The organism is Pontibacillus chungwhensis BH030062, from assembly GCF_000770675.1.
GTDB lineage: Bacteria > Bacillota > Bacilli > Bacillales > BH030062 > Pontibacillus > Pontibacillus chungwhensis.
In genome coordinates this window covers 82231-100145 of the sequence record NZ_AVBG01000011.1, presented here as the reverse complement: position 1 = coordinate 100145, position 17915 = coordinate 82231, and the positions used below count along the sequence as shown (strand labels likewise).

Below are 17915 nucleotides of genomic sequence, written 5' to 3'. Positions count from 1 at the left end.
GGGAGGACGATGAAGGAAGGTTTATTCATTGGACAAACGGCTGAAATAACGGCGACTGTAACATCTGACATGGTGGCTCAGTTTGAAGGGAATGTTGTGCATCCTGCCTACTCTACAGTCTCCATGGTTTATCACATGGAGTGGGCAGCAAGGCAAATTATTCTCCCGTACTTAGAAGATCATGAAGAGGGTATTGGTGCTTCTGTAACAGTGAAGCACGTTGCACCTACGGCCGTTGATACTACTATCACTGTAAAAGCAACCGTTACGGCATTAAAGAATCATTTAGTAATCACAGAGGTTGAAGCACGTAATGAAAAAGGATTGATCGGAAAGGGGGAAGTGACACAGGCGATTCTACCTAAAGAACAAATAGAGGAGCGAATAGAAGCAAGCCTTGTGTCAAACGCATAAAAATGAAAACGTTTTCTGAATTAGATAAGAGAGAAAAAGGGGTGGGGGAGATGGATTTGTTTGAGAAGTTCACAGAGCATGAACAAGTCGTCTTTTGTAATGATCCCGCAACGGGCTTAAAAGCCATTATCGCCATTCACGACACAACGCTTGGGCCAGCCCTTGGGGGATGCCGCATGCAGCCATACGAAAGTGTCGATGATGCCCTTCAAGATGTCCTCCGTTTATCAAAAGGGATGACCTATAAATGTGCAGCTGCAGACGTTGATTTTGGCGGTGGGAAGTCCGTCATAATTGGTGATCCTGAGAAAGATAAATCGCCTGAACTGTTTCGTGCATTTGGTCAGTTTGTTGAGTCATTAAATGGAAGATTCTACACAGGAACCGATATGGGTACATTGCCAGAAGATTTTATCCACTCCTTAAAAGAAACGAATTGTATTGTAGGTGTTCCGGCAGAGTACGGGGGAAGCGGTGATTCTTCCGTTCCAACTTCCCTGGGGGTTATATATGGTCTTCAAGCTACGAATCGAGCATTGTTTGGGACAGAGGACTTAAAAGGCAAAACCTACGCAATTCAGGGTCTTGGTAAGGTAGGTGGGAAAGTAGCGGCTCGATTGGTTGAAGAAGGTGCCCATTTATATGTATCGGATATTAATCAACAAGCCATTGCTGATTTAGTAGCAAAAGCGAATAAACATAATGCTACCATTCAGGTGGTAAGAGGTGAGGACATCTACCGGGTAGATGCTGATCTCTTTGTACCTTGTGCATTTGGTGGGATTATTAATGATTCAACTATAGAGTCCTTTAAATTCAAAGGTATTGTGGGTTCCGCTAACAACCAGCTTTTAGAACAACGACATGGTCAGGTACTACATCAAAAAGGCATTCTTTATGCGCCTGATTACATTGTGAACAGTGGTGGTTTGATACAAGTAGCCGATGAGTTGTATGAACCAAACAAAGAGCGAGTTTTACAGAAGACGAAGAGTATCTATGATTCATTGCTATCAATCTATCAAAACGCTGAGCTTCATCATATTCCAACCTCAGAAGCAGCAGACTTGTTCTGTAGAGAACGAATGGAAGCAAGGCAAAGGAGAAACAGCTTTTTCTCACATTCTAAACGTCCAAAATGGAATGTACGTACATAAGGAGGAGATAGACATGGAAGAACAATTTCCAATGATTCAATGGATTGATGAGAAAGGAAGTCTAGTGCAAGATCTTGACCAAGAGCTTATTACAGAAGATGTTATTCGTAATATGTATCGTAATATGGTGAGAATCAGAACTTTTGACCGAAAAGCCATTAGCTTGCAACGTCAAGGTAGAATCGGTACTTATGCACCATTTGAAGGACAGGAAGCGGCTCAAGTGGGAAGTGCTATGTGTTTACGAAACACGGATTGGCTGTTCCCGACTTACCGTGACCACGGGGCTACGATGACGTTTGGTCATTCGTTGAAGACGATTCTGACGTATTGGAATGGAAGGAATGAAGGATGTGTGCCACCTGAAGGGTTGCATATCTTTCCGCCGAGTGTCCCCATTGCCACGCATTTACCTCATGCAGCTGGAGCGGCTTATGCCGAGAAGCGAAAAGGAACGGACAACATTGCCGTGGCCTATTTCGGAGACGGGGCTACCTCTGAAGGTGACTTTCATGAAGGCTTAAATGTGGCGAGTGTCCTAAAGTCACCAGTGGTGTTCTTTAATCAGAATAATAATTATGCCATTTCTGTTCCGATTCATAAACAAATGAACTCAAAAACCATTGCTCAAAAGTCAGTGAGCTATGATATACCGGGAGTTCGTGTTGATGGAAATGATATTATCGCAGTCTATACAGAGATGAACCGTGCCATTGAACGAGCTAGAAGTGGAGAGGGTCCAACGTTAATTGAAGCAGTGACATGGCGTTATGGTGCTCATACAACAGCTGATGATCCGACGAAATATCGTGAACAAAGAGAAAGTGAAGATCGCAGGGCTTCTAAAGACCCTGTAGCAAGGCTTGAATTATATATGAAGCAAGCTGGCCTCTGGGATGAAGAATGGGTGACAGGTATTAAAGAAGAGGTGGCCCAGGAGATTGATCAAGCTATTGAGGAGATGGAAAGCCTACCTCCGGCTGATGTGAACGTTATTTTTGACTATGTATTCGAAAGTCCAACGTGGACGATTGAGAAACAGAAAAAGGACTATGTCGCACTTATGGAAAGAGGGGATCAATAATGCAGACAACTGTAGGAACGAATACGTTAACACTTGTCCAGGCGGTCACGGATGGTATGCGTACCATGCTTCGTGAGAAACAAGAAGTCCTTGTGATGGGAGAAGACGTAGGGAAGAATGGCGGAGTATTCCGAGCGACAGATGGTTTGCAAGCTGAATTTGGAGAAGATCGTGTCATAGACACCCCTTTAAGCGAAGCGGGTTTTACAGGTGCAGCAATCGGTATGGCCATCAACGGTTTCCTTCCAATAGTAGAAATTCAATTCCTTGGCTTTGTTTATCCTGCTTATGAACAAATTATGACCCATGCTTCAAGGATACGGGCGCGTACAATGGGCCATTACTCTGTGCCGATGGTCATACGTGCTCCGTATGGGGCGGGTGTAAGAGCACCTGAGATTCACTCTGATTCAGTAGAAGCATTATTTACCCATATGCCAGGTATTAAAGTCGTTTGTCCTTCATCCCCTTATGATGCGAAAGGACTCTTAATTGCGAGTATTGAAGATCCTGATCCGGTTTTATTTATGGAACCAATGCGCAATTACCGTTCCTCTCGTGAAGAAGTGCCTGAAGATAAATATACGGTTGAGATTGGGAAAGGGAAGCTTCTGACAGAAGGTGAGGATGTGACCGTCATTGCCTGGGGAGCCATGGTTCCTGTTGCAGAGAAAGCTGTGAAACAGATGGAAGAGAAGGGTGTGAACTGTGATTTAATTGATCTCAGAACCCTTTATCCGCTTGATCAAGACATCATCGCAGAATCTGTTCAAAAGACAGGGCGCACTGTAATCGTTCAAGAAGCACACGCCACTAGTGGGGTAGCAAATGATGTGATATCTGTTATTAATGATACCTCTTTCCTTTATCAGAAAGCACCGATTGAACGGGTGACAGGTTTTGACACCCCTGTACCATTCTTTGCTTACGAAGATCATTACTTACCTACCCCTGAACGGGTTATAAAATCTATCGAAAAAGTTGTTTCGTTCTAAAAGGAGGGACTATGCATGGTCGAAGTAAAGTTACACGATATTGGTGAAGGAATGACAGAAGCAGAGGTCCTTCACTTCTTTGTTAAGCCAGGTGATACTGTCACTGCAGATGAACCGCTTGTAGAAGTTCAAACCGATAAGATGACAGCTGAGATTCCTTCTCCAGGCGCCGGCACAGTTGGTAAGATCATGGTGGAGTTAGGTGAAACTATAAAAGTTGGAACAACGGTTTTAGAAATAGAGTTAGCTGGAGCACCTTCGAAAGATGAAAAGGATCATAAAATAGAGAAATCTGAGCAAGTAAATAAGCAAGAAACGCATACGTTCCACATACCAAAACGCAGTGACCGTGTCCTGGCTGCTCCTTATACGAGAAAGATTGCTCGGGATAATGGGGTGGATATTGATCTGGTAGAAGGCACAGGACCAGGTGGCCGTATTTTGGATGAAGATGTGATGAGTTATATGAGCGGAGAGACTTCTAAACAGGCCTTAGCAGTAGCTGATGCTACAACGGAGAAAGAATTAGAAGAGGTGCAGTCAGAAGAAGTGACAGCTCCTTCTTCACTGCAAACCATTCCATTTAAAGGTCGCCGTAAGCAAATTGCAAAGAAGATGACTCACTCTTTGCATACCATTGCTCATTGTACACAGTTTGAAGAAGTAGATGTGACCAACGCGATGGAATGGAGATCGCAGTGTAAAGAGCAAGGAGAGTCCTTCTCAATTGCTGCATTCTATATTAAGGCCGTTTCTGTGGCATTAAAGGATTACCCGATCTTTAACGCGACGTTAAACGAGCAAGAGGAAGTTATTGAATTGAAAGATACTCACAATATTGGTCTTGCAGTAGATACAGAAGATGGGTTAATTGTACCTGTATTGCGTAACGTAGAGTCAAAATCTATTACAGAGATTCATAGGGAAATGAAAGTATTAACGGAGAAGGCTCTTTCTAATCAATTAACGATGGCTGACATTTCTGGTGGTACATTTACGATTAGTAATGTAGGCCCTCTTAAAGGGAGTACAGGTGCCACACCTATTATCAATCACCCTGAAACAGGTCTTCTTGCCCTTCATAAAACGAAGAAGCGTCCAGCTGTTGTGAACGACGAGATCGTCATTCGTTCAATGATGAACCTATCGTTTACATTCGACCATCGTGTGGCAGATGGAGGCACAGCCGTAGCATTCTCAAACCGTTTGGTGCAACTAATGGAGCATCCGAATACATTAATGTTGGAGCTGGTATAAATGGTAGTCGGAGAAATTGCAGAGCAACGTGATGTTGTCATTATAGGTGGAGGCCCCGGAGGTTATAATGCTGCCATTCACGCAGCTAAACAGGGTTCCCACGTTACGCTAATTGAAAAAGGAATTCTGGGAGGCATTTGTCTTAACGAAGGCTGCATCCCATCAAAGCTGTTTGCAACAAGTGCACAGAAGCAATCTGAGGTTGCTGGTATGAGTAACTTTGGTATACAAATGGGCGAGACCTCCTTTGATCTAGGGCAACTTCAATCCTATCGGAACAAAGTTGTAGGTAATTTACGTAAAGGGGTAGAGTCTTTATGTAAAGCCAACAAAGTTGAAATCATAGAAGGTCACGCCTCTTTCTTGTCAGAGGACCGAATAGGGGTTGACCATGGTCATCAATTCGATGTCTATCATTTTAATCACGCTGTCATTGCGACAGGCGGTCGTCCCTTTATGCCTAATGAGATAACAGCCGACGAAAAACGTATCTTAACAGGTCACTCCCTATATAGGTTAGAAGAAGTGCCTGACCATCTTCTCATATATGGGAGTGATTACATTGCTCTTGAAGCTGCGATGGCATTTCGACAGTTTGGAGCCAGTGTATCCCTTGTTTTAGAAGATGAGAAATCTGATTACGGATATGATTCTTCTATTAACCGGGAGTTGAAACGTGTCCTTAAGAAGCAGAAGGTCAAAGTATACTCCGGAGCCTCTTTAATAAGCTTAGGTGTCGATGGTGACAAAGTAAATGGGAAGTTCAGACAAAAAGGGGAAGAGGTTCAAATTGAAGCGACTCATGCTTTTATTTCTGTTGGGATTGAGCCTAATGTAAGTGATTTAGGAGTAGATCGTTTAAGAATGGAAATGGAAAATGGATTTATCGCTACAGATGCCGGGATGCGTACATCCATAAAAAATATTTATGCAATTGGTGATGTAACAACAGGGCCAGCTCTTGCTGTCAAAGCCATTAAGCAAGCTGAAGTCGTAGCTAAGACAATAGAGGGGACCCCGGCTGAGTTTGATCCCACCTTCATTCCTACAGTAGCCCATACCATCCCACCGATTGCTTCAGTAGGGATGACAGAACAAGAAGCATTGGAAAAAGGATTAAACGTTCGTGTCGGCCAGTTTGGTTATGGAGGAAATGGGTATGCGACTATCCATGGAAAGCGTGAAGGATTTATTAAACTCATCATACAGGAGGATACCGATGTTGTTTTAGGTTTTCATGCCTTTGGTGCTGGTGCAGTTGAGTTAATATCTACGGGGACTGTGGCTCTAGAGATGGCGGCTCGTGATGAAGATCTTTCTTTCCCTCATTATCCGCATCCTAGCTATAATGAATCTATAACAATGGTTGAAACAGAGGTTAAACGAACACAAGAGGCGAACGTTAAATAGTATGGTTTCTATGTTTTAATTAAAAAATTAAAACGGGTACTTGTCTTCTTTCATATACGAAAGGAAGGCAAGTACCCGTTTTATATTTATATTTGTAATTGTCTTTCGTGGGTGAATCCAATCTTCTCAAGTGCTTGCTGCATATTGGCGTAGCTGTTGATGTCTTTAAAGTTAATACCGAGGCTAATAACGGTTTGGGCAATCTCTGGTCTCATGCCAGTAATGCTAGCTTCAACTCCCATAATCGTTAACGCCTGAATAATACTGAAAATGTTATTAGCTACCATTGTATCAATCATAGGGACGCCAGATACGTCAATAATTAAGTAGTCGAGCTGATCATCTGTACTATGTTTTAATGTGGATTCCATAATTAATTTGGCACGATGTGTGTCAATTTCACCTATTAGTGGTAGAATGGCTACTCCTTTTGTAATCGGTACCACCGGAACAGATAGTTCTTCCATTGCGAGTTGGGCAATGTTCATTGTTTTCTGGTGATCTTGGACGATCAACCTACTAAAAGTATAACTTACTTCGTCTAATAAAGGGTTAATGTATTTGCTTACATCAAGTATGGTAATAGCCGAAAATTTCTGTTCTTCCAAATCCTTATCAAATGCGTTCCAAATCACTGTACGGAAAAAGGCCATGCTACGTATTGACTCATTGAGTGGAACCCCAATTTCAAGACATTGTTGACCGACTCTTTCTGCCCATTCCTTTGCTCGCTTTAATGAATACTCTGAATCTTCTATGAGGGAATCGGCAATAATTTCAAATAATTCTTCTCGCATTTTCATAAATTCTTCATATGGTAAGTCTACTGATTTCATGGAATTTACAAAGTCATCTGCTTCTAAAGCTTCAATAGCGTGAGCGAGCTCTGTTTTATTATTTAAAATCTTTTCTCTAATATATTCAAGCTCTTGTCTCATTTCATCATCTCCTAAAGCTTATTACCCTAATCGTAATTCAATAGGTGGCTATGCGCAATTCTAAACTCTCATTAAAATTAGGGATGGAGGAGTGTGTTGTGGTACAATCGGGACAAAGTGCAGTTTCAAGAGGAGGATTTATGCTCTATCGTCATTCCTATTATTGCGTGACCCGGTCTATTCATAATGGACAGCAACTCTATCAGGAAGAAGAATGCTATCTTATTTTATCAGAAGACAAGATTACGACCGACCGGAACGTGTTTGACTTGAAACATGTTTTCGACATGTCTTACAAAGATACGGTTGGCCTGTATGGTTTTTTATATTTGCACACCAACAAAGGTGTCTTTTCTTATAACGTGAAGCATGCACCTGACGAATTGATTCAAATCTTTCATTCGTTAAAATAAATTACTGTGAGGAATATACAATGCAACTAGACAAAAGAGAAAATTGGATGGGACTTGAAATTCCATCAAAATGGAACGGTTCCACAATTGAAGTTTTATTACGAGACGTATGGCAAATCCCTAAGAAACAACTTCACCAGATTCGTATGGATAAAGGGGTGCTCGTTAATAACGAGCAAAAACGCTGGAGCGAGACCCTTAACGAAGGGGATTATTTGGAAGCTCAAGTCTTCATTCCTGAAGAATCCGATGTGGTGCCAGAGCAGAAGAATGTAGAGATCTTGTTTGAAGATGATCATATTCTTGTAGCCAATAAACCAGCAGGGATGGATACTCATCCAAATGAAAAGGGACAGACGGGTACCCTATTAAATGCGGTTACTCATCATTGTGGCCCTCATACCAATGTTCGCCATATTCACCGTCTGGATCGTGAAACAACGGGGGCGATTTTGTTTGCGAAGCACAGAATAGCAGGATCCATTATGGACCGTTTGCTAGAAGAACGTAAAGTTAAACGTGCTTATCTTGCTCTTGTTCATGGTTTGGTTTCTAAGAAAAAAGGGACGATTGATCAAGCAATTGGAAAAGACCGTCACCATGCAACTAGAAAGCGTGTTTCTCCTAAGGGTCAGTCTGCAGTTACGGATTACGAAGTTCATGGTTACCTTAAAGAAAAGAATGCAACGCTTGTAAAGCTTTTCTTACGAACAGGTAGAACCCATCAAATCCGTGTCCATATGAGTCACATTGGTCATCCGCTTTTGGGTGATTCGCTTTACGGTGGGAAGAAGAATGCAGCGCCACGCCAGGCATTGCATGCAGCTTCTCTTACGTTTCCTCATCCATTTACGGGCGAAACAATTACTTGCGAAGCGCCATTTATAGATCAACCGCCTATCTTTGAATAACCTTTTGTAGTGATAAGGATAAGGAAAATGTACGTAAATAAAGTATGTATTGTAGGTTTTTAAGTAACTTACAATACATACTTTTTTGTTTGGATGATTTAGTTAAATGATGATTTTCTTTATGGAGAGGACAAGTATGTTATTCTTACCATCGCATTGCTTTGCTCTGTTGTAAAAGTTTAGATTCTCCTGTACGTTCCCATTCTTCTACCGTTTCGTAGGCTTCTTCAGGTGAATACCCTTTACCAACAAGAACACCCATTAGTATAAATTCTTGAAGAATATGGAGAGCATTAATTCCTCTTTTTACATCTTCTAATCCTTCATTCACGAGATACTCTGTATGCTGAATCCATTCATCAGGAGTTTTCCCTGAAATCATTGTTGTTCCATTTCCATTTTCGGAACCGTTACTCTGCTCCATAGCTGTGGCATCGGCTTTCGTATTATGAACAGTACCAAATGGGTGATTAGGCGGGGCGTAAATCGAATAGAGTTTTAATGGGGCATTCCCCGTATTCGTAACATTATGCCATGTACCGGCAGGGATCATTATTGCGAAATCATCGTAGGCCATTTTCTCAAAGGTTAAATTATCTTTATTCTTTCCCATTTGTACAAGTCCTTGCCCTTGTTCAATACGTAAAAATTGATCAACATCTGGATGAATTTCTAAGCCTATATCATCGCCAACATCAATACTCATTAAAGTTACCTGCAAGTTTTCTCCAGTCCATAAAGCAGTCCTGAACGTGTTATTTTGTATCGTAGCATCATTAATGTTTACAACATATGGATTGGGTCCGTAATCTTTTAAAACAATCCTGTTAGATGAATCCATTCTGTTGGGGTATCGTTCATTGGGGAAAACCGCAGGCTCTCTTCTATAATACTGGGGAGCATCCACGTAATAGGGCCCGTAATAAGGATACGGATTAGGGTTATAGTACATATTCACAAACACCTCCGAAAGATATAAGAATATCCTATGCACTCAGGGGAAATGTGTACTTTAGTATTGATTTTCGAGATAAGTAACAAGTCTGCGAAAAGAAACTGAGGTAGCCCTTGATGAAATAGTTGATTTGCGTTTTTTTCATTATGGTATAATGCCACTAGATAGAAAATAGGATAATGTGAAGACTTGTACACAGTAGACATCAATCCTACTATACTATTCTGCTGAATGGGCGGAAGGGGAGTCATGGGTGGAAGAGAAACGTTTTAATACGAGAAGAGCGAAGCGCAAAAAAAGGACAAGGAGAATCGTGTTAGGTTTTTTTATATTCTTCGTCCTAATCGGCGCTTATATTTTATATGAATATACAGCGGGTCTAAGGGGAGCAAATGAAGATGCTCCTGGCATGAATGAGAGTTATGGGGATGAGCCCTTTGAAGGAATAGATAGTCCAGAAGGAAAGACGAATGTCCTTTTATTGGGCATTGATCAGCGTGGAGAAGAAACAACTCGTTCAGATACAATTATGATTGGCCAATATGATACTGACCAAAATAAGTTAAAGCTTGTCTCTTTAATGAGAGACACCTACGTAAATATCCCAGGTTATGGATATAAAAAGCTAAATGCCGCTTTTGCATTAGGTGGACCTGAATTAATGAGGCAGACGATTCAGGAGAATTTTGGGGTCGACCTTGAATACTATTCCATTATTGACTTTAACGGATTTGTCAGTATCGTCAATACGATTGCTCCAGATGGAGTACCGATTACTGTTGAGAAGGATATGTATTATAAAGACGGTGTTCAAACAATTGACCTAAAAGCTGGGGATCAGAACTTGAATGGAAAAGAATTGCTCGGCTATGCTCGGTTCCGTAACGATTCTTATGGAGACTTGATGCGGGTTGAGCGCCAACAGAAGGTATTGAAAGCACTTAAGGATGAATTTGTATCCTTCACAGGCTTAGCACGATTGCCACGAGCACTTGGGTCGATTCAACCTTACGTGAAAACGAATATGGGTACCACGTCGATCTTAGGGCTTGGAACAGATTTCCTGTTAAACACTCCGGATGATATTGAAACCTTGACCATTCCAAAAGATGTAGGATATTCAAACCTTCGCGTGCCTGGAGAAGGGGCAGTTTTATCCCATGATGAAGAGAAAACGAGAGAAGCATTACAATCGTTTTTGGAATAGCTCAAATAGGGTATAGAAAGAAGATGTCCGTTTCTGGCGGGCATCTTTTTCGTGATTTCTCTTAACTTCCTACATAAAATGTTCTACAGGAGAAAGGAAATGAGGGAAGGGATAGGGAATTAGTAATCTTACAGCAAAAGAGGTGCGGAAAATGACTTTGGTAACCTGGATACTGGCTGGTGTAATCATCTTTCTGCTTGCATGGGAAGCTTTTTTCATTTTGCCAACGAAATGGCTGAAAGTTGAACGAGTGGATTGGGAAGGGAAGACCAACAAGAAGATATTGCAAATAAGTGATCTACATATTCGCCACATGCGGATTTCGCTTGCCAATATTAAGGCGCTTATCCATGCTGAACAGCCTGATTATATATTCTTAACAGGAGATTATATTGATCAATCTGAGAAAGAATTTGAAACACTTAAGCCATTCTTGCAACTTATACAACATACAGGCATTGAAACCTATGCAGTTCTTGGCAATCATGACCGTAATATCGATGATGTCGAAGGACTCGAAGACCTCATTAAGCAGTATGGCATTCATTTGTTAAAAAATGAATTCGTCGAAAAAGATGACGTTGTGATTGTCGGTGTAGATGATCATGCCCAAGGATACCACGATCCTGAGAAGAGTTTTTCTTTTTTAGGGGATGATAAGAAAGATGTGCTAGTGCTTACCCATGATCCTGATGTGTTGCTTGAAGTAAAGCACCCGTTTACAATGCTTGTGTGTGGACACTTACACGGGAAACAAGTCAATATCCCTTACTTCTTTAAAATTAAGAATATGGGTCAGCTAGCTAAGCAAGGAATTTATAAAGGGAAGCACGATCATGAGCATGGGTCCTTTTATATTTCTAAAGGAGTAGGGCAGTCAAGGTGGAACATTCGCTTCTTTGTAAGAAGCGAAGTGACGGTTCATTCACTCCGTTCAATAAAAAAACATTCATGAGCAGCAAAAAAACTGATATGATAAGGAATGCTGCAATAAATTTTCACCCTCTAAAAAGGGTAAGAGGAGAATACGATGACACAAACCCTTCCATTTGAAATCTCCAAAGAAGATACATTCTTTGATGTATTAGGTGATTATATTGGAGATGTCTTTTACGACATTTTACCAGAACAAGGTTATGAGCTTCGGGACGAACAAATTTATATGGCGTTCCAGGTAGAACAGGCCTTCAAGAATAAGCAAACCATTTTCGCAGAAGCGGGTGTAGGAACGGGTAAAACGTTTGTATACTTGCTTTATGCGATTTGTTATGCCCGTTATATGAATAAACCTGCTATTATTTCGTGTGCGGATGAAACACTAATTGAACAGCTCGTGAAAAAAGGCGGAGACATTGAAAAACTTGAAAAAGCGCTAAGTTTAAACGTAGACGTGCGCCTTGCGAAAGCGCGTGAACAATACGTTTGTGTGAAAAAGCTAGATAAGCTTGAGGAAACAACAGAAGACGAAGATATACTAGATGTGTATGATTCTATTCCTGAATTTGTTTTCGGTGGCGATGCTTCTATGCAGAAGTTTGAACGCTACGGGGATCGAAAAGAATATCCGTGGGTATCGAATGAAAAATGGGAAGCTATTTCATGGGATCCTCTTCAGCAGTGTTCAACGTGTGATTGGCGTCACCGCTGTGGACAAACGTTAAATCGTCAATATTATCGTCATTCATCTGACCTCATTATCTGTTCACATGATTTCTATATGGAGCATGTATGGACGAAGGATTCGAGAAAGCGTGAAGGGCAGCTTCCACTCTTACCAGAAGCTAGTAGCGTGATATTTGACGAAGGGCACTTGCTTGAGTTTGCTGCTCAAAAGGCGTTAACGTATCGCTTTAACTCGAAGACTCTTACAAGTGTTCTAACGGAATACTTAAATCAGGATATTCGGGAAGAATCTCTTCTTCTGATTGAAGATATTCTAGAAATGCACGACAAGTGGTTTGACATTCTTCGCGACACGAGTTCTGAAGTAGAAGGTTCAAACCGCCATGAAGTTCCTCGGTCGAAAGAAATGATTGATTTGGCGGAACAGATGAACAAAAATGTGCACAGCTTGCTTGAACAGCTCGTCTTTGATTCCGAACTTTTCTTAATGGATGACTATAATGTGAAGATTATAGAAGAATACTTGGAGTTCTTCTCTTATGGATTAGCGATTCTACTAAAAGATAATAAAGGGATCTTCTGGCTTGAAACAAACCATGAAGACAGTTCATTAGTCATTATGCCACGACTTGTAGAAGATGTATTAGAGAAAGAAGTGTTTAGTCAGAACATTCCATTCTTATTCTCATCTGCCACTCTTTCTCGTCAGAAAGACTTTTCGTATATCGCAGGTAGTCTTGGTATCAAGAATTATCTTTCCTTTACGGTTGAATCGCCGTTTGATTACGAGGAACAAATGAAGATGAACGGCCACCTTGACGAAGGGGAAGAACAGAAGTGGGAGAATATGAAGACCTATTTAGAAAACCAAGAAGGAAAAACGTTAATCTTGTTCTCTTCTCTAGAAGAAATGAATCGTTTCAGAACTTGGGCAGATCGTCAATCCTTCTCCTTCCCAATGCTTTATGAAGGAGACAGAGAAATAAGTGAAACAGTACAGACGTTCCAACAAGACCATGCGACAGTCTTGTGCTCTTATCACCTTTGGGAAGGGCTTGATGTACCGGGAGAGGCGCTGTCACAGGTGATGATCTCTTCCTTGCCATTCCCCCCAAAAGACCCTGTATTCGATGCGAAGCGTAACCACGCAGGGGATGCAATGCAAGAAGTGGATCTTCCGTATATGCTTCTACGTATGCGCCAGGGAATCGGTCGCTTAATTCGCGGACACGAAGATCAAGGTTCTGTCCACGTATGGTTAACACCAGAGCAGTACGAAGCAATCGGCAAAGAAATAGAAGGCATAGCTCCAACACCAATTCAATGGAGTTAAACAATTAGGGGAAGGAGAGACTCTTCCCCTTTCTTGTTATACTTTTAATAAATGCGTACAATAAAAGAAAATCGTGTTATAGGAAGGAAGATGATGATGGATCAAATGATGATTCGTGTAAAACAGCAAGATGAGGAATTTTCAATCCAACCTGTTAAGGGTCAATCCCTATTAGCATCAGCTTTTGAGCAAGATGTTCCATTAGATTATAAATGCCAAAAAGGAAATTGTACCCGGTGCCGTGTCGAGCTGCTTAACGGAGAAGAAGTGGTAAACAAACCAACCCCTAAGGAACATGTGAAATTAGAGGGTGAACTTGAAGAGGGCTTCCGCTTAGCTTGTCAAACGGTTCCGCTTAAATAGGTACATAATTTAATTAACATAGAAAGAGGAGCACCAGATTGTAAAAGGTCTGGTGCTCCTCTTTTGTGTATTCAAAAATAGGTGTGCATGAAAGTTATGGGGGGTATTCATAATTCCAGTGTGTTAAAATATGGATAATTAAGGAGGCTGTGAACATGACACCTAGTATAAAAGGGACGGTTTATTTATTAATGACAATGATTCCTTTATTCATATTGGGATACATTCTATCTGTGAACTATGAACAGATGTTTTTCATTTTTGAATGGTTGCTGGGCGTAGTTGTGTTAAGTGTTTTCGTATTGTCAATTAAGTCAATCCGGGAGGCTCAAGACGAACGTAAGTGGATAGCAGTCTCGATTCTTGCTTTTATACTACAGTTTTCTGTTCTCAGTCTTTTTCTAGGCCCATACACTTTTTATCCAATGATCTATATTTATTACTGTTTTGCTGTGATGGCTTTTATTGTATTTTTTAAAGCTTTACAGAGAAATGGAACTTTACGGGCACTTCCAATAACCTTTTTAATCATAACAGGCGCATTTACTGTTTATGTAGCTCTTATAAATAGCTTATGGGGAAAGGATTGGATATAAATTTAAAGGGGGAGATATTTATTCGGAATAAGCAGCTATTTGGCTATTATTTTGTATGGACAGTTGCGATTGGATTGATTATTTACTTAGGGAAAAGTTATGAAATGGATTTACAGCAGGAGTATAAGGTTACGTATGAGCGCCCGACTGCATTTCTGTTATTTGCTACACTGTTTCCTGTGGGGATCGGTATTCTCTTGCGACTTCCTAAGTTTATTTTAGAAGTTATGGCACGGACGCGGTGGACATTTGACTGGGTTAGAGGCTTGGCTGTCGGAGTACCTGCTCTTGTCGTTGTTGTTTGGTCGACATTGCCTCTAACCCCATTGGGAGAAGGAATGCGGATGCCTGATTTCATTTTAGTAAGTCACCCTACGCTCACAACCGTTGCAGGAGTGGTTTTAGGGTACTTGATGTTGGATTGCTTGAAGAAAGACTATTAATGGCGAAGTGATTGCTATTAAAGCTTCCCTTTTAGTGAAGAAGCATACGAAAGCAGTATACGAATTAGCAGACTAAATCACAAATGATTTGGTCTGTTTTTTGTTTATATGTCAAATAGATTTTGGTATTTTATGTTAGTATAGGTGTGAGGTTTCGGAAATAATTTACAATGGGTAGTTATGATGAATAAGGAAATTAGCCCTTTCATAGTGAATATTAAGTTTTGAGAGGTTGAGGGGATTATGAATAACGAGAAACTAATTACTAAAAAAGAAATGATGCATGATTTAAGAAAATTAGGGGTTAGAAACGGAATGACAGTAATTGTCCATTCATCCTTAAAATCAATAGGAAGAGTGATAGGAGGTCCGGTATCTGTAATATTAGCATTACAAGATACAGTTGGTACTGAGGGGAACATAGTGATGCCTACCCAGTCCGAGCAACTTTGTGACCCAATGGAATATGAAAGTGGCTATACAGAAGAAGAGATAAAAATAATTAGAGATCATATGCCTATTTATTACCCAGATTTAACACCTACTGCCTTTATGGGATTTATACCTGAAACGTTTAGGAAACAACAGAATGTGTATAGAAGTTCCCACCCACACACTTCATTTTCTGCTTGGGGGAAGAAAGCAAAATATATAACAGATCATCATAACTTAGACTTTGCTCTTAATGAGAACTCACCACTAGGAAGAATATACGACTTAAATGGATATATCCTATTACTTGGCGCTCCAACAGATTCTAATACATCTTTGCATTTAGCGGAGTACAGACAAGAGAACACGTTTATTGGTGAAAAAATATGGGATGTGAAAGTCGAAAAAGGTAATAAAGAAGAATGGACAACTTATAAAGATATCAACAATGAATCTGATGATTTCGATAAAATATTTACTGATTTTCGTAATGAAACAAACTACGTAGTAGAAGGATCAGTTGGGGAAGCCAAAAGTTATTTTATACCTATGAAAGAAATGGTGGATTTTGCTGTGAAATGGATGAATAAAAACAGAGCTTAAACTAAAGTGACTTCACTATGGGTGCTTGAAATTAGGTCTTTCCTATTAAAGTAAATGGTAAGGGTTATAAGCGTGCATTGGATTAGAGTTGAAGGAATTAGGGGGAATGGAATTTTGAACATAGGGCAATTCGAACATCATATTAAAACACTTTTTAATGAAGATTTATTAGAAAGATTTGATGATGATTACGGTTTTACTTATAAGTCCAATAGATTGATATCAAAAATTGGCTATTCGACAAATCTATCCATTGAATCTATTGATAAAGCCGCAAAGAACGGTGTAGATTTAATAGTTACTCATCACGATGCATGGGACTTTATTTATGGTTTAAAAGAGGAGTGCTTAAAAAATTACAAGAGTATGATATTAGTCACTTCTGGATTCATGGTCCTTTAGATTTCATCGAATTTGGTACTTGCACTTCTCTTATGAATGTCATCGGCATAGATAACATAATCAGATATTCGTTTTATCATAAAGGGGATGTTCCTGGTATAGGTGAGTTTAGCGAGCCTGTTGATTTTAAGGTGCTCGTTCTAAAAATGAGAAATGAATTAGAGGAGCCAGTTAGAGCATGGAGGAATAATGAAAAGCTAGTAAAAAAGGTGGGAGTGCTAACAGGTGCAGGACATTCTTCAAATCATATAAAGATGGCAGTCGAAGAAGGTTGTGATACATATATAACTGGAGAAGCAACATTATATACTATTCAATATGCTCAATTTATAGGCATTAACCTTTTAGTTGGCAGTCACACTTTTACAGAAATATTCGGAGTAGAGAGTCTAGCAAGTAAACTCAAACATTTAGATAAAGGAATTGAACTTGTTAAGTTAAAGGAAGAACATTTTGAGCTTAATCATAATTGATTTTTATGTCTATCCTGAAGGTCTGTATGTTAGAAACGGGTATGATTACGGGAGGGGGTCTATCTCAAGAACGTTTATCAGAATAATATGTCAATACTATTGAGGGTGCGTAACAGAGACCTTACAAAGGAGGCAATTATTATGAAGCCAACTATACTGTTACTTGGAACTGACCACTTTTCTAATCAAGATAACGGAGATCTGTTTAGTACGGACAAAGTGGATATCTTATCAAATAAAAGGCAAAATGAAATTAGAGAAATCATACATTGTTTGAAGCAATTTGAACCAACAAAGGTAGCTTTAGAGGTTCTACAAGAAAATGAGGAAGAATTGAATGCGCAATATGTTTCTTATATTAATGGCCATTATCCATTAAAAGTAAATGAGATTGATCAAATCGGTTTCCGTTTAGCGGGTGAGTGTAATCTCAACCAGGTATACGCTGTGGATTGGAATGAGGATCAAAAAGACATTCCAAATTTGGATAAGTGGAAGGACTCCGAAGAATATAAAGAAGTGACAAAAATTGGAGAAAACATAATAGCTGAATCAAATGCATATTTACATAACCATTCGCTGAAAGAATTTTTACTGTGGCTTAATGATTCTCAGAATGTTTTGAGAGGACAAAAGTTGTATATGAAACTGGCTCTAGTAGGTAGTGCCAGCCACCCAGTTGGTGCAATATGGAATGCGAAGTATTGGTATTATCGCAATATGTTAATATATAAAAATTTAGATAACTTGATTGATTCAAATAAGGAACGAATCTTTTTATTGTATGGTAGTGGACACCTCCACTTACTTCTACAGTTCTTAAAAGAGAGTGGGATGTTTGATGTAAAAGTGGCCAGTGACTACTTAATTTAGCATAGACTATATTTTGGTATTCTTCCCCTTATT

The 17915-nt window shown here is 40.0% G+C and carries 18 protein-coding genes and 1 pseudogene; 17 read left to right on the top strand and 2 right to left on the bottom strand.

Annotated features, from left to right (window positions below):
• The first annotated feature begins 9 nt into the window (after positions 1 to 9).
• The 6 genes from N780_RS14115 to N780_RS14090 are packed head-to-tail and all read left to right on the top strand — an operon-like array spanning position 10 to position 6317.
• Entirely contained in the window at positions 10 to 414 is a 405-nt protein-coding gene (locus N780_RS14115) for a thioesterase family protein (protein ID WP_036785357.1), read from the top strand.
• 50 nt (positions 415 to 464) lie between these two features.
• Positions 465 to 1571, top strand: a complete 1107-nt coding sequence (locus N780_RS14110) for a Leu/Phe/Val dehydrogenase (protein ID WP_036785495.1) — start codon at positions 465 to 467, stop codon at positions 1569 to 1571.
• Positions 1572 to 1584: 13 nt separating this feature from the next.
• Entirely contained in the window at positions 1585 to 2655 is a 1071-nt protein-coding gene (gene pdhA / locus N780_RS14105; RefSeq protein ID WP_036785354.1) for a pyruvate dehydrogenase (acetyl-transferring) E1 component subunit alpha, read from the top strand.
• The gene (locus N780_RS14100) at positions 2655 to 3650 is read left to right on the top strand and encodes an alpha-ketoacid dehydrogenase subunit beta (RefSeq protein WP_036785351.1); all 996 of its coding nucleotides are present in this window, start codon (positions 2655 to 2657) and stop codon (positions 3648 to 3650) included. Before pdhA ends, N780_RS14100 begins: the two co-directional genes overlap by 1 nt.
• Before the next feature lie 15 nt (positions 3651 to 3665).
• Positions 3666 to 4907 (top strand): dihydrolipoamide acetyltransferase family protein, encoded by a 1242-nt coding sequence (locus tag N780_RS14095; protein WP_036785349.1) that lies wholly within the window; start codon positions 3666 to 3668, stop codon positions 4905 to 4907.
• Positions 4908 to 6317, top strand: coding sequence for a dihydrolipoyl dehydrogenase family protein (locus N780_RS14090; RefSeq protein ID WP_036785346.1), 1410 nt, complete (start codon positions 4908 to 4910; stop codon positions 6315 to 6317).
• 86 nt (positions 6318 to 6403) lie between these two features.
• Here the strand turns inward: N780_RS14090 and N780_RS14085 are convergent, their stop codons facing one another.
• Positions 6404 to 7255 (bottom strand): STAS domain-containing protein, encoded by an 852-nt coding sequence (locus N780_RS14085; RefSeq protein WP_036785344.1) that lies wholly within the window; start codon positions 7253 to 7255, stop codon positions 6404 to 6406.
• A 98-nt stretch (positions 7256 to 7353) separates the two neighbouring features.
• Here N780_RS14085 and N780_RS14080 point away from each other — a divergent pair, with 98 nt between their 5' ends.
• Both N780_RS14080 and N780_RS14075 read left to right on the top strand, forming a co-directional pair.
• The gene (locus tag N780_RS14080) at positions 7354 to 7668 is read left to right on the top strand and encodes a hypothetical protein (RefSeq protein WP_232299544.1); all 315 of its coding nucleotides are present in this window, start codon (positions 7354 to 7356) and stop codon (positions 7666 to 7668) included.
• 20 nt (positions 7669 to 7688) lie between these two features.
• On the top strand, positions 7689 to 8579 hold the full coding sequence (locus N780_RS14075) for an RluA family pseudouridine synthase (RefSeq protein WP_036785338.1): 891 nt from the start codon (positions 7689 to 7691) through the stop codon (positions 8577 to 8579).
• Between the two features lie 145 nt (positions 8580 to 8724).
• On the opposite strand, the gene N780_RS14070 is transcribed toward N780_RS14075, so the two are convergent.
• Complete coding sequence (locus N780_RS14070) at positions 8725 to 9420, bottom strand: cupin domain-containing protein (RefSeq protein WP_438942509.1); 696 nt, start codon at positions 9418 to 9420, stop codon at positions 8725 to 8727.
• A gap of 367 nt (positions 9421 to 9787) precedes the next feature.
• Here N780_RS14070 and N780_RS14065 point away from each other — a divergent pair, with 367 nt between their 5' ends.
• The 9 genes and pseudogenes from N780_RS14065 (at position 9788) to N780_RS19315 (ending at position 17882) form a co-directional block, all read left to right on the top strand.
• Positions 9788 to 10741, top strand: coding sequence for an LCP family protein (locus tag N780_RS14065; protein ID WP_036785332.1), 954 nt, complete (start codon positions 9788 to 9790; stop codon positions 10739 to 10741).
• Between the two features lie 151 nt (positions 10742 to 10892).
• Positions 10893 to 11696 (top strand): metallophosphoesterase, encoded by an 804-nt coding sequence (locus N780_RS14060; RefSeq protein ID WP_052115088.1) that lies wholly within the window; start codon positions 10893 to 10895, stop codon positions 11694 to 11696.
• Positions 11697 to 11771: 75 nt separating this feature from the next.
• A complete protein-coding gene (locus N780_RS14055) occupies positions 11772 to 13697 on the top strand; it encodes an ATP-dependent DNA helicase (protein WP_036785330.1) in 1926 nt (641 codons plus the stop codon).
• 93 nt (positions 13698 to 13790) lie between these two features.
• On the top strand, positions 13791 to 14060 hold the full coding sequence (locus tag N780_RS14050) for a 2Fe-2S iron-sulfur cluster-binding protein (RefSeq protein ID WP_198135865.1): 270 nt from the start codon (positions 13791 to 13793) through the stop codon (positions 14058 to 14060).
• Between the two features lie 155 nt (positions 14061 to 14215).
• Complete coding sequence (locus tag N780_RS14045) at positions 14216 to 14656, top strand: hypothetical protein (RefSeq protein WP_036785327.1); 441 nt, start codon at positions 14216 to 14218, stop codon at positions 14654 to 14656.
• Positions 14647 to 15099: a hypothetical protein gene (locus N780_RS14040; protein WP_052115086.1), complete on the top strand. Its 453-nt coding sequence runs from the start codon at positions 14647 to 14649 to the stop codon at positions 15097 to 15099. The genes N780_RS14045 and N780_RS14040 overlap by 10 nt, the downstream gene beginning before the upstream one ends.
• Positions 15100 to 15342: 243 nt before the next feature.
• Positions 15343 to 16134: an AAC(3) family N-acetyltransferase gene (locus tag N780_RS14035; protein WP_036785324.1), complete on the top strand. Its 792-nt coding sequence runs from the start codon at positions 15343 to 15345 to the stop codon at positions 16132 to 16134.
• 114 nt (positions 16135 to 16248) lie between these two features.
• Positions 16249 to 17009 (top strand): annotated as a pseudogene (locus tag N780_RS14030) (Nif3-like dinuclear metal center hexameric protein).
• Positions 17010 to 17150: 141 nt separating this feature from the next.
• Positions 17151 to 17882 (top strand): DUF5694 domain-containing protein, encoded by a 732-nt coding sequence (locus tag N780_RS19315; RefSeq protein WP_052115085.1) that lies wholly within the window; start codon positions 17151 to 17153, stop codon positions 17880 to 17882.
• Positions 17883 to 17915: the final 33 nt, after the last annotated feature.